The organism is Burkholderia sp. AU32262 (assembly GCF_020419985.1).
Classification (GTDB): domain Bacteria; phylum Pseudomonadota; class Gammaproteobacteria; order Burkholderiales; family Burkholderiaceae; genus Burkholderia; species Burkholderia semiarida.
This window is the reverse complement of record NZ_JAIZRS010000012.1, coordinates 1-12,302: the sequence shown is the minus strand read 5'-3', so window position 1 is coordinate 12,302 and position 12,302 is coordinate 1. Positions and strand designations below refer to the sequence as shown.

The 12,302-nt window shown below is 67.7% G+C and carries 10 protein-coding genes; 4 read left to right on the top strand and 6 right to left on the bottom strand.

Translation table 11 applies throughout. The features are described 5' to 3' along the window. The first annotated feature begins 139 nt into the window (after positions 1 to 139). The 3 genes from LGN10_RS16065 (at position 140) to LGN10_RS16055 (ending at position 2,858) form a co-directional block, all read left to right on the top strand. The gene (locus LGN10_RS16065) at positions 140 to 1,051 is read left to right on the top strand and encodes a DUF72 domain-containing protein (RefSeq protein WP_226224230.1); all 912 of its coding nucleotides are present in this window, start codon (positions 140 to 142) and stop codon (positions 1,049 to 1,051) included. Positions 1,052 to 1,226: 175 nt separating this feature from the next. Next, complete coding sequence (locus LGN10_RS16060) at positions 1,227 to 1,397, top strand: hypothetical protein (protein ID WP_167351632.1); 171 nt, start codon at positions 1,227 to 1,229, stop codon at positions 1,395 to 1,397. A gap of 297 nt (positions 1,398 to 1,694) precedes the next feature. Then, positions 1,695 to 2,858, top strand: coding sequence for an arabinogalactan endo-beta-1,4-galactanase (locus tag LGN10_RS16055; protein WP_059578019.1), 1,164 nt, complete (start codon positions 1,695 to 1,697; stop codon positions 2,856 to 2,858). Between the two features lie 43 nt (positions 2,859 to 2,901). Here LGN10_RS16055 and LGN10_RS16050 read toward each other — a convergent pair whose 3' ends face one another. From LGN10_RS16050 to LGN10_RS16025, 6 genes are all read right to left on the bottom strand, one after another. Further along, positions 2,902 to 4,197, bottom strand: coding sequence for a sugar efflux transporter (locus LGN10_RS16050; RefSeq protein ID WP_226224228.1), 1,296 nt, complete (start codon positions 4,195 to 4,197; stop codon positions 2,902 to 2,904). Positions 4,198 to 4,201: 4 nt separating this feature from the next. Beyond that, positions 4,202 to 6,172 (bottom strand): beta-galactosidase, encoded by a 1,971-nt coding sequence (locus LGN10_RS16045; RefSeq protein ID WP_226224226.1) that lies wholly within the window; start codon positions 6,170 to 6,172, stop codon positions 4,202 to 4,204. Positions 6,173 to 6,204: 32 nt separating this feature from the next. Further along, complete coding sequence (locus tag LGN10_RS16040; protein ID WP_059577686.1) at positions 6,205 to 7,056, bottom strand: carbohydrate ABC transporter permease; 852 nt, start codon at positions 7,054 to 7,056, stop codon at positions 6,205 to 6,207. A gap of 9 nt (positions 7,057 to 7,065) precedes the next feature. Then, on the bottom strand, positions 7,066 to 7,983 hold the full coding sequence (locus LGN10_RS16035; protein ID WP_226224224.1) for a carbohydrate ABC transporter permease: 918 nt from the start codon (positions 7,981 to 7,983) through the stop codon (positions 7,066 to 7,068). Positions 7,984 to 8,065: 82 nt separating this feature from the next. Further along, positions 8,066 to 9,304: an ABC transporter substrate-binding protein gene (locus tag LGN10_RS16030; protein ID WP_226224222.1), complete on the bottom strand. Its 1,239-nt coding sequence runs from the start codon at positions 9,302 to 9,304 to the stop codon at positions 8,066 to 8,068. A 63-nt stretch (positions 9,305 to 9,367) separates the two neighbouring features. Beyond that, positions 9,368 to 10,522, bottom strand: coding sequence for an ABC transporter ATP-binding protein (locus LGN10_RS16025; RefSeq protein ID WP_226224220.1), 1,155 nt, complete (start codon positions 10,520 to 10,522; stop codon positions 9,368 to 9,370). A gap of 235 nt (positions 10,523 to 10,757) precedes the next feature. Here LGN10_RS16025 and LGN10_RS16020 point away from each other — a divergent pair, with 235 nt between their 5' ends. After that, positions 10,758 to 11,771, top strand: a complete 1,014-nt coding sequence (locus LGN10_RS16020; RefSeq protein WP_226224218.1) for a LacI family DNA-binding transcriptional regulator — start codon at positions 10,758 to 10,760, stop codon at positions 11,769 to 11,771. Positions 11,772 to 12,302: the final 531 nt, after the last annotated feature.

Sequence of the window (12,302 nt, the reverse complement as noted above, 5' to 3'; positions counted from 1 at the left end):
GCCGGTTCACGAAGGTGGCCCGCCGCACCGGCCGCCGGCGCAACCCGTACCCCGTCGCGCGCAGGCGGCCCGCGCCGCGGCACGCATCTTGCGCATCGCCGCGATCGCATCAGGCACCCCGGCGCAGCCGGGCATCGACGTGACACGCACATCCGGCAAAATTCACATCGGCATTTCGGGCTGGCGCTACGCGGGCTGGCGGGGCACGTTCTATCCGGACGACCTGAAGCAGGCGGCCGAGCTGCGGTACGCGTCGGGCCGGATGCAGACGATCGAGATCAACGGCACGCACTACAGCCTGCAAGCGCCCGACAGTTGGCGGCGCTGGTATGCCGATACGCCGCCCGGATTCGTTTTCAGCGTGAAAGGCTCGCGCTACCTGACGCACATGCTCCGCTTTCGCGACGAAACGGCCACGATCGCGTGCGCGAATTTTTTCGCTCAGGGCTTGTTCGCGCTGAAGGAGAAACTCGGGCCGCTGCTGTGGCAGTTCCCGCCGTCGCTGCGGTTCGACCCGGCGCACATGGAGCGCTTCCTGAGCCTGCTGCCGCCCGACACGGAAGCCGCGCTCGCACTCGTCCGCCGGCACGACGGGCGGGTGCGCGAGCCGTATTTGCGGATCGACCGCAAGCGGCCGTTGCGTCATGCGGTGGAAGTCCGCCACGACAGCTTCGTGGACCCGGCGTTCGTGAAGCTGCTGCGCCGCCACAAGGTGGCGCTCGTCGTGTCGGATTCGACCGAGGCGTGGCCGCAGTTCGAGGATCTGAGCGCGCGGTTCGTCTACATCCGGCTGCACGGCACCGAAACGAAGTATTCGGGCGAATACGCCGATGCGGCGCTCGAACGATGGGCGCGCAGAATCGAAGCGTGGAGCCGGGGCACGCAGCCCGACGATGCGCGCCTCGCCGCACCGGCGCTGCAACCGCCGCGTGCGCAGACGCGCGACGTCTACTGTTATTTCGACAACGACACGAAAACGCAGGCGCCGTTCGATGCCGGGCGGCTGATGGCGCGGCTCGGACTGCATGCGCATGATGCGGTAACCGAATGAAATGCTCGGCGCGCCGCGGGCATCGGGCACGCCGTCCGGGCACCGCGTGGGCGGGCGCGCAATATGCTCCGGTTCTCCCGGCTCGCGCCCTTCATCGCGCCCGCCGTGTGCGCCCGGTAAATCTTGCATGACCGGTAACCGGCGCCATGGGGCCAACACTGCAAGGAGAAAAGCGATGACCCTGCTTATCTATCTGGTGGGATGGATCATTTTCATCGGCGGCGTCGCCTGGGGTTTGATGACGCTGCATGTCGCGCAGTACGTCATCGAGATCGTGGCCGTCATCCTGTTCGGCATCGCGGTCATCACGGGCGCGACGCGCGCCCGGAATCGCGACCGGTCGTAGCGCGGCGCGCATGCCGCGCGCTCGCTGATCGCGGTGACCACGCTGACCGCGGTGCGATGCCGGATGCATGCCGACGGCCGCGTCCGCGCCAACCGTTCCACGCGTCGGGCCGCGCTGCGATGAGGAGTGGTGCGCGACGGCGCGCGCCAGATAGTAGGCAACGCGTGCGTTCTTTGCATCGGCGGCGACAGGTGCGCTACGCTCCATTCGACCTCGTATCGCGGGTCAAAATTTAAGCGCTTAAACACTCAGAAGCCGACCCCGCGTCCGACGGGGTCCATCACACGGAGGATGACGATGAACAGACGATCGATGCTGCGCTGGAGCATGTCGAGCGCGGCGCTTGCGTGCCTCGACCTGGCTGGCCCGCTGCCCGCCTTCGCACAACCCGCCCCGCGCCGTGCGGCGGCGAGCCCATTCGCGATGGGGGCCGACATCTCGACGTTGCCGGAACTCGAAGCGCATGGCGCGGCCTTCTTCGACCGCGGCGGCGCGCCGCGCGACTGCCTGAAGATTCTCCGCGCGCACGGCGTCGACTCGATCCGGATCAAGGTCTGGAACGATCCCGGCAATCCGGATTTCTTCCCCGCGAACCAGAGCGCTGCAGCGGGCTACAACAATGCCGCGCACGCCGTTGCGCTCGCGCAGCGCGCAGCCGCGCTCGGCATGCGCATCCTGATCGACTTCCACTACAGCGACTGGTGGGCCGACCCCGGCAAGCAGTATCCGCCGCATGCATGGGCCGGCAAGAGCCTGACCGAAACCTGCGCGCTGCTGTCGGCGTACACGACCGACGTGCTGCGCCGGCTGCAACGCGCCGGCGTGCGCCCGGAGTGGGTGCAGATCGGCAACGAGATCACGGGCGGCATGCTGTGGCCGCTCGGCCGCTACGACCAGTGGGACAACCTCGCGCAGTTGCTGAAAACCGGCCACGACGCGGTGAAGGCCGTCGATCCGCGCATCAAGGTGATGCTGCACATCGACAGCGGCGGCGACAACGGCAAGAGCCGCTGGTGGTTCGACAGCGCGACGCAGCGCGGCGTCGCGTTCGACGTGATCGGCCTGTCGTACTACCCGCAATGGCAAGGCGCGCTCGACGATCTGCGCAACAACGCGAACGATCTCGCGGTGCGTTACGACAAGGAACTGATCGTCGTGGAGACCGCCTATCCGTGGACCACGAGCGACGGCGATTCGGAGCCGAACGCGATGACGAACACCGGATCGACGACCTTCCCGCCGTCGCCGGCCGGCCAGGCGCAATTCCTCGCGGCGGTCGTCGATATCGTGAAGGGCGTGCCGGGCAATCGCGGCAAGGGCGTATTCTGGTGGGAGCCGGAATGGATTCCGACGCCGGGTGTCGGCTGGAAGCTCGGTGCGGGCGACCAATGGGACAACAACACGCTGTTCGATTTCCACGGTCACGCACTGCCGTCGCTCGACGCGTTCCGGCAGCGCTGACGCGTCACGGCATCGCTGCTTCACCGCACCGGCGCATGCCGCGTCAGTGCGGTGAATCGAAGCCGCGGCGCGCACTGCCCGTACCGCTCTCACCGTCGGCGCCGCCCCGCTCGCCGTACGCATCCACGGCGAGCAGCGCGCACGCCACGAGCGCGAGCCCGCAGCATCCGGCAAACGTCGCGCGATAGCCGAACAGATCGACGCACGCGCCCGACAGCACCCCCGATGCGATCGAGCCGACCCGCGCCGTGCTGAAGAACATCGCGGTCGCGGTGCCGGGGCGCGTGGGCATCAGGTCGCACACGCGCGTCATCCCGAGACACGACGTGATCGCGACCACGCATGCGCTCAGCAGTTGCAGCGGCAGGATCAGGTTCGCGCGCGTCACCGCCGCGAGCCCGATGAAATATGCGGCATGCACGAGCGCGCACGCGGTCAGCCAGCGCGCCTTGTCGAGGCGCGTCGAGCGCATGCCGAGCCACAGCATCATCGGAATCTCGAGCAGCGCGGCCAGCCCGAGCGCGGCCGACACGTTCGCCGGCGTGCCGCCGAGCGCGCGCACGATATAGAGCGGCAGCACGATCATCGTCGCGTTCGCCGCGAGCCCGATCAACGTGAGCGCGACGAGGGTGCGCAGCACGCTGGCGCGCGGCGCGACGGCCATCGCCGCACGCGCATCGTCAGGCGGTGGCCCGGCGCGATCCATTGCCCGCACGTGCACGGCCGCGGGCCGCCGCGCCGGCTCCGGAATCCGTGCGACGATCGCCGCGCATGCGACGAAGCCCGCGGAAGCCGCAAGAAAGAGTCCGGTAAAACCCGTCTGCGCGAGCATCAGCGCACCGAGCGCGGGACCGAACACCCACGCGATCGACAGCATCGTGCGCAGCGCGGCCGATGCAAGCTCGCGCTGTGCATCGTCGGCGACGGGCAGCACCGCGCGTGCGAACGAGAAGATCTGCGACAGCGACACGGCGCCCGCGCCGAGCAGGATCGTGCCGGCGGCGATCACCGGCCCATGCGCGCGCAGCACGCACAGCAGCGCAAAGCCGAGCGCGGCAGCCGCGAGCGACACCACGAGCAGCGGCCGGTGCCGATCGCGACGGTCGGACCAGCGTCCGGCCCACGTGCTCGCGACGACGCCGCTCGCCGCGATCAGCGTCAGGAAGACGCCGGCCAGAAACGGCGACATCCCCGCCGCCTCGACGGCGAACAGCGACAGGTACGGCGCGGTGAACGACATCGCGACGCCGAGCATCAGCGCCGCCGCGGAAAGCGGCACGAAGTACGCGATTCCCGCAAGGCGCGCGAAATGCAACCGCGGCGACCGCAACGACTGCATCGCGTCAGTCCGGCTCGACCCAGGCGGCCACGTCGACCGCGCCGAGGTCGCGGCTGCCGAGCACGAAGCGCGCACCGCCCGGCGCGGGCAGCATGCATGGCGTGTCACCGTAGTTGAACGCGAACGTGACGCGCCCGCGTCGACGCAACCGCACACCGTCCGGCAGCGCGTACGCTTGCAACCCCGCATCGCGTGCGCAGCGGGCAACGATCGCGCGCAACAGCGTCCGATCGAAACAGGCAGTCGCCATCGTCACGTGAGCGCGCCGCACGAGCGCCGGCACACCGTCGTCGCATGCGGCCAGTACGTCGACGCCCGGCGCCGCGTCCATATCGACGTGATCGCGCCATTTCAGCGCATGACCATCGACGCCGTCGAACGACACACGCGGCGCGAGCGACGGCCGCAGCGACTCGACCTGGCCAATCCGCACCGGTAGCACGTTGCGCAGCTTGCCGGGAGCGAGACCCGGCGCGATCGCGAATTCCGCGGTGCGCGAACCCGTGCGCGGCCCGAACAGCCAGTGGGCGTGTCCGCTCGCGGCCTGCTCGACGATGCGATCCGTGACGACCGGCAGCGTCGGCGCGACGACGAACGCATAACGCGACACGTCGGCGCCAGCCGCGACGATATCGACGTCGAGGCCCAGCTCGCGCAGCGCGCGATACCAATCGAACACGTGCTGTTGATAGTCGAAATCGGCGCCGTGCGGCTGGATCCGGATCATCCAGTCGGCCTCGTAGTCGAACAGCAGCGCGACGCGGGCCGTGTCACGCTCGCCGGCGACGAGCGCGGGATCCAGCGCGGCGATCTCGCGTGCGACGCGCGCCACTTCGTGACCGCCCGGCGACAGCCGGTCGTCCGGCGCGTTGAGTCCCGAATGCAGTTGCTCCTGCGCATGCGGATACTGCCGCCACCGGAAATACGACACGAGCTCCGCGCCGTGCGCAAACGCTTCCCACGTCCACAGCCGCACCGCGCCCGCGTGCGGCACCGGGTTGTAAGGCCCCCAGTTGACGGGCCCCGCCTGCTGCTCCATCACCCACATCCGGCCGTTGCCGACCCCGCGATACAGGTCGTGCGAGAACGCCGACACGTCCGGATGCCCGGTGCGGGCCCAGCGTTGCTTGTCCGCTTCATCGAGCGGCAGCACTTCAGTGCGCGGCACCGGATAGCTGTCCCACGCGGCGACGTCGAGGCCACCGCGCGCGAACGCGTAATGATCGAACTCGGCGAAAAAACCCATGAAGTTATGCAGCACGTCGCGACCCGGCGCGTGCGGACGGATCGCGTCGACCTGCGCGGCATGAAACCGCGCGACCTCGTCGGACTGATAGCGCCGGAAGTCGAGCAGGTGGGCGGGATTCGCGTCGGTCGGCGTATGACGCGGCAGTTCGATCTCGTCGAAGCCGCGATATTCCATGCTCCAGAACACGTTGCCCCACGCGCGGTTCAGCGCGTCGATATCGCCATGACGCGTGGCGAGCCACGTGCGGAAACCCTGGAGTGCCGCCTGTGTATAGCTCGGCAACGTGTTGTGACAGCCGAGTTCATTGTCGGTCTGCCACGCGATCACCGCCGGATGCGCGCCGTAGCGCCGCGCCATCGCGTCGGCAATGCGCACGCAGTGCTCGCGATACACGGGGCTCGCGATGTCGTAATGGCGACGCGAGCCGAACTGCCACACCGCGCCATCGACACCCACCGGCAGAATCTCCGGATGACGATCGACGAGCCACTTCGGCGGCGCGGCGGTCGGCGTGCCGAGTACGATCTTCAACTGCTGGCGTGCGAGCGTGTCGATCGCGTCGTCGAGCCATGCCCAGTCGTAACGGCCGGGCTCCGGCTCCATCCGGCTCCACGCGAATTCGGCGATCCGCACGCGCGTCAGGCCCAGTTCGGCCATGCGCCGCGCATCGCGATCCCATTGTTCGCGCGGCCAGTGTTCGGGGTAGTAGCAAACGCCGAGGTGCATCGTGGATTCCTTGGAGAAAGAGGATGGACGGGTCAGCCCTTGGTCGCGCCGAACGTGAGCCCTGCGACGAAGTGCTTCTGCATCGCGAAGAACATCAGCACCGACGGTAGCGCGGCGAGCACGGAGCCTGCCGACACGATGTTCCAGGCGGTCGTCCACTGCCCTTTCAGCGCGGCGACGCCGACGGTGATCGGCGCCGCGTCGTCGCCTTGCGTGAGGCACAGTGCCCAGAAGTAGTCGTTCCACACGAACGTGAACACGAGGATCGCGAGCGCCGCGAGCGCGGGCCGCACGAGCGGCAGCACGACGCGCCAGTAGATCGCCCACTCGGACGCGCCCTCGACGCGCGCGGCCTCGATCAGCTCGAACGGCAGCTCGCGGATGAAGTTGCGCAGGAACAGCGTGCAGAAGCCGGTCTGGAACGCGGTGTGGAACAGCACGAGCGCCCATACGGTGTTGTACAGGCCGACGGCGAGCATGATCTGCCGCACCGGGATCATCAGGATCTGGATCGGCACGAAGTTGCCGGCGACGAACAGCCCGAGCAGCACGAGATTGCCGCGGAACCGGTAGTTCGCGAGCGCGTGCCCCGCGAGCGACGCGAGCAGGATCGACGCGGCGACCGACGGCACCGTGATCAGGAGGCTGTTCGCGAAGTAGTGGAGCATCGGCGTCTGCGTGAGCGCGGCGCCGTAGTTGTCGACGAGCGCGAACTGCTTCGGCCAGCTCCAGTAATGACCTGCCATGATCTCGTCGGTCGAGCGGATCGACGTGACGAGCACCGCGAGCAGCGGCACGAGCCACAGCGCGAGCGCACACGGCAGCGACAGCCGGTACAGCAGGCGGGCGGGACGTCCCCAGCGGGACACGGGCATCGGATACATTTGCGATCCTTACGATTCGACGCGCACCAGCTTGCGCAGCTGCCACACGATATAGACGAGCATGATCGCGAACAGCACGACGGCGATCGCGGCCGAATAGCCTTCGCGGTAGTACTTGATCGCCTGGTCGACCATGAAGTACGCGAGCACGGTCGAGCTGTCGAACGGGCCGCCGCCCGTCATCACCGAGATCAGGTCGAAGCTGCGCAGCGCGCCGATCACGGTCAGCACGACCGCCATGAACGTCGCGGGCCGCAGTTGCGGCAGGATCACGTGCCACATCAGCGTGAAGCCGCGCGCGCCTTCCATCCGCGCCGCTTCGACGATCTCGCCGTTGATGCCGGTGAGCCCGGTCAGGTACAGGATCATGCAGAACGGGATCTGCGGCCACAGCGCGGCGACGATCACACCGTAGGTCGCATAGCGCGGATCGCCGAGCACCGGGATCCCGTGCCCGACGATCAGCTTCAGCAGCCCGAACGTCGGGTCGTAGAACCACGAGAACACGAGGCCAACGACGACGCCCGGCAGCACGAACGGCGCGAAGAACAGCGACTTCACGAGCCGGATGCCGAACACGTTCTGGTTCAGGTACAGCGCGAGCGCGAGGCCGAGCGGCGGCGCGGCGAGGAACAGCGCGAGCCACAACACGTTGTTCTTCAGCGCGACGGTGAACGTATCGGACTGCAGCAGCTCGCGATAGTTGTCGAGTCCGGCGAACGTCATCGGCGTCATCCCGTCCCACTGATGGAAGCTCAGCCAGATGCTGCTGACGATCGGGTACAGCACGAACACGGTGAAGAGCGCGAAACCCGGCAGCACGAACCACAGGGCCGCGCGATTGCGCCGCCGCGCGAGCGACGCGCGCGCAGGCCGCCGTGGGCCGGCATCGCGGCGCGCGGCGCTTTCGGACAGGCTGGTTGACATGAGATGACCTTCGATGAAACGAACGTGACGGTGACGACGCAGCACCGGGCCGACATCCTCGCCGGCCCGGCCGCGCGGCGCATTACTTCCGGTAGATGCGCTTGCGCGTCTGCTCGAGGCGTTGCAGGATCGCATCGAGCTGCGTCGGGTCGGACAGGAACTGCTGCATCGCCTTCATCCCCTCGTCCGCCATTTCCTTCGTCATGTCGCGATCGTAGAACTGCGCGATGCCGCCCGGCGTCGTCGCGAGCGTATGGAATCCGATCTTCGAGATCGGGTCCTGCGGCTCCGGCGCCTTGTTGTTCGACGGCAGTTGCCCCATCCCCTTCGCGAACTCGCCGCTGACCGCCGGCTGCCCCATGAACGCGAGGAAGCGTCGCGCATCGGCCTTGTTGTGCGCTTTCGCCGGCACGATCAGCACGTTGACCGGGCCGTCCTCGGCAAGCGGCACCGACGCGTCGATCACCGGAAAGCGGAAGAAGCTGATCGGGTTACGCGTCGCGCTCAGCAGTCCTGCCGAATACCAGGTGCCCATCAGCGTCATCGCGGCCTGACCGTTGACGATCAACGGGCTCAGCGAATCGACGTCGTAGGACAATGCGTTGTCGATGAAATACTTGTCGTCGATCAGCTTCTTCCATGCTGCGTACACGGCCCGCACGCGCGGATCGGTATAGGCGACGTCGCCGGCCATCAGCTTCTGGTGGAACGCATAGCCGTTGATCCGCAGGTCGAGGTAGTCGAACCACGCGGCGAGGGTCCATGCATCGCGCGCGGCCACCGCGATCGGCGCGATGCCGGCCGCCTTCAGCTTGCGGCACGCGTCGAGAAACTGCGGCCAGTCGGCCGGCTCGACGTGAATGCCGGCCTTCTCGAACAGGTCCTTGCGATAGAACAGCCCGTACGCGTCATAGCCGAGCGGCAAACTGTAGAGCTTGCCGCCGTAGGTCGACGACTGCCTGACGGACGCATACGTGTCGTTCCAGCCGTTCTTCCGCCAGTCCGCGCTCAGGTCCTCGATCAGCCCACGCTTCGCGAAATACGCGAGCCGCTCGCCGTTATTCCAGCTCAGCACGTCCGGCGGATCGGTCGCGAGCCAGCCGGACATCTGCACCTTGTACGCCTCCTCGCCGACGTAGCTGACCTTCAGGTCGATATCCGGATTCGCCTTGCGGAACCGGTCGAACGCGGCCTGCCACGTCGCGCGCTGGTTGCCGCGCGCGGCGACGTTCACTTTCAGCGTGCCCGCGTCGGCCGCGCCCGCGGCGCACGCCGCGGCAGTCGTCAGGGCAAGCAGCAGTCGGCTCGCACGAAATCTCATCGTTGTCTCCTGATATTGGTGTGTTGAATGCCGCGTCGCACGCGGCCGGTCGGCATGGCGCCGCTACGCGAACGCCGCTTCGGCGTGAAGGGCCGGCAACGCGATGCCGGCTTCGTCGAACAGATGGCAACTCGACGGCGGCACGAGAAACGCATGCCGTTCGCCGCGCCGCAACGCGGCCTGCCCCGGCAATTTAGCGAGTAGCGGCACACCGTCGGGCTGGTCGAGATGCACGTATGCGGCTTCGCCGAGCTGCTCGACGAGCGCGATGTCGCGCACGATCGACGGCAAGCCGGCATCGCCGGACGCGGCGAGCAGCAGGTGCTCGGGACGAATCCCGAGCGTCACGCGCGCACCGCGGCCGACGTGGCGCGGCAACGCGCGATCGCGCAGCGTCAGCGTTTCGCCGGTGCCTTCCAGCGTCAGCCGGCAGCCGTGCACCTCGCCCGCGTCGACGACTGCCGGCAGGAAGTTCATCCGCGGCGAGCCGATGAAGCCCGCGACGAAGCGGTTGGCCGGCCGGTGATACAGCTCGAGCGGCGCACCGGCCTGCGCGATGCTGCCGAAGCGCGCGACGTCGTCGCCCGCATGCAGCAGCACGATCCGGTCGGCCAGCGTCATCGCCTCGATCTGGTCGTGCGTGACGTAGACCGAACTCGATTGCGTGAAGCGCGCGTGCAGCCGCGCGATTTCGACCCGCGTCTGGCCGCGCAGCGTCGCGTCGAGATTCGACAGCGGCTCGTCGAACAGAAACACGCGCGGTTCGCGCACGATCGCACGGCCGATCGCGACGCGCTGGCGCTGCCCGCCGGACAATGCCTTCGGCTTGCGATCGAGCAGCGCTTCGAGCTGCAGCACACGCGCGGCCTCGGTCACGCGGCGGCGGATCTCGTCCTTCGGCGTGCCGGCGATCCGCAACCCGAAACCGATGTTGTCGAACACGGTCATGTGCGGAAACAGCGCATAGCTCTGGAACACCATCGCGACGCCGCGCGCCGCGGGCGGCGTGTCGTTCATCCGCGCGCCGCCGATCCGCAGCTCGCCCTCGGTCACGTCCTCGAGCCCGGCGATCATCCGCAACAGCGTGGATTTTCCGCAGCCCGACGGACCGAGAAACACGCAGAATTCGTGCGACGCGATCTCGAGGTTCACGTCGCGCAGCACCGGCGCATGGTCGCCGTAGCGCTTCGAGACGTCCTTCATTGAAATGGCGGTCATCGCGCTCTCCTGTCGTCCGTCACACGCATCGGATCGGAAAATTTAAACGCTTAAATTTTGATGGCGCGATTCGCCCGCTTCGCCGTACCATGTCGTCTCCTTCCTCTGATGTATCGAGAAATTAGCGTATCGGCTACCGCCGTGCAACTTGTGGGACGCACTCCCAGAATATGAGCAGACACTCTCCCGCTTCACTTCCGCTGCATCACGCCAGCCGGCCGATCGGAGGCCGCGCATGGTGACGCTCGCGCAAGTCGCGCAGCGCGCGAACGTCACGGCGGCGACCGTCTCGAACGTGCTGCGCAATCCGCAGAAGGTGAAGCCGGCGACCGTCGAACGCGTGATGGCGGCGATCCGCGAACTCGGCTACCGGCCGAACCTGACCGCGCGCGCGCTCGCCGAGGGCCGCACGTCGACGCTCGCGCTGATGCTGTCGAACATCACGAACCCGTTCTATCCGGAATTCGTGCTGGCAGCCGAGCGCGAGGCGCGCAAGCGCGGCCATTACCTGCTCGTGTCCAATACCGACGACGATCCGGCGATCACCCGCAACTACCTCGAGCGGATCGCGGGGACGCTCGCGGCCGGTGCGATCGTGATGAACACCGATCTCGCCGAAGCCGAACTCGCCGACATCGCGCGTCACGGCGCATCGATCGTGCTGTGCATGTGGGAACACGTGCATGCGTCGCGTTCGCTGCCGTGCGTGACCGTCGATTTCGCGGCGGCGGGCGCGCTGGCGGCCGCGCATCTGTCCGGGCTGCGACATCGCGCGTTCGGCGCGCTCGTCGGCAAGGGGTCGGGCGGTCCGCAGTCGGTGCGGCTGCGCGGTTTCGCCGACGAACTCGCGGCACGCGGCCACCCCGCGAATGCGCTGACGACCGTATCGGCGCACGACTCGATCGAAGGCGGCTACGAAGCGGCCGCCGCGTTGCTGCGGCAGCAGCCTGGCCTCACCGCGCTGTTCGCGACCAACGACCTGATGGCGATCGGCGCGATGCAGGCCGCCGCCGATCTCGGCCTGCGCGTGCCGGCCGATCTGTCGGTCGTCGGCATGACCGATATCCAGCTCGCCCACCAGTTCCGTCCCGCGCTGACCACGGTGCGGTTCCCGACCGCGCAGATCGCCGCGCGGGCGATCGCGCTGACGCTCGACATGATCGACGGAATCGAGCCGGCCGTGGCCGTGCATACGATCGGCGCGCCCGAGCTCGTCGTGCGCGAATCGACCGGGACGGCGCCGGACTGACGGTTCGATACGCACGCGCTTGTGCATGCGGCGTATGCGTCGGGAATGAACGACGTGGCGTCGGTCGCGCGGGTCCCGTTCTCTCATTCGACCACGACGGCGGAAAGCGGCACATCGCGACCTTCGACGGGCGGCAAACCGATGCGGACGGGAAGAGATCGGGAAGTGCGGGATGGCCGCATCCGATGCCGGAGTTCCCCGAAACACAAAAGGACGCGTCACCGACGCCGCGCGATTCGACGCTCGGCCGACCGGGTTGAGCGACGCCGGCGTGCCGCCGATCGCGCCGGCGGTGGCCAACGGTGTGTTCGTGCTGACCAGGCGAGCACGGTGCCGAAATTCCTGCGGCCGAAACGGCGCGCGGGCATCACGTGCATCGACGAACTGAAGAAAGGAACGGTGACCTAGTGTCCTGTTCCGTTGTTAACTGGTCTATCTTCGCGTAGCATGTTGACGTCAACGGAACGGGAGACGTCAGCATGGCGATGGGACGACCGAAGGCGGAACTGGTGCTGAGCGAAGACGAGCGTT

Excerpts from the sequence above, each read along its gene's own strand:
- LGN10_RS16050 (WP_226224228.1), bottom strand. The coding sequence starts at position 4,197 with ATGCAGTCGTTGCGGTCGCCGCGGTTGCATTTCGCGCGCCTTGCGGGA.
- LGN10_RS16055 (WP_059578019.1), top strand. The coding sequence starts at position 1,695 with ATGAACAGACGATCGATGCTGCGCTGGAGCATGTCGAGCGCGGCGCTT.
- LGN10_RS16060 (WP_167351632.1), top strand. The coding sequence starts at position 1,227 with ATGACCCTGCTTATCTATCTGGTGGGATGGATCATTTTCATCGGCGGC.
- LGN10_RS16035 (WP_226224224.1), bottom strand. The coding sequence starts at position 7,983 with ATGTCAACCAGCCTGTCCGAAAGCGCCGCGCGCCGCGATGCCGGCCCA.
- LGN10_RS16040 (WP_059577686.1), bottom strand. The coding sequence starts at position 7,056 with ATGTATCCGATGCCCGTGTCCCGCTGGGGACGTCCCGCCCGCCTGCTG.
- LGN10_RS16045 (WP_226224226.1), bottom strand. The coding sequence starts at position 6,172 with ATGCACCTCGGCGTTTGCTACTACCCCGAACACTGGCCGCGCGAACAA.
- LGN10_RS16030 (WP_226224222.1), bottom strand. The coding sequence starts at position 9,304 with ATGAGATTTCGTGCGAGCCGACTGCTGCTTGCCCTGACGACTGCCGCG.
- LGN10_RS16025 (WP_226224220.1), bottom strand. The coding sequence starts at position 10,522 with ATGACCGCCATTTCAATGAAGGACGTCTCGAAGCGCTACGGCGACCAT.
- LGN10_RS16020 (WP_226224218.1), top strand. The coding sequence starts at position 10,758 with ATGGTGACGCTCGCGCAAGTCGCGCAGCGCGCGAACGTCACGGCGGCG.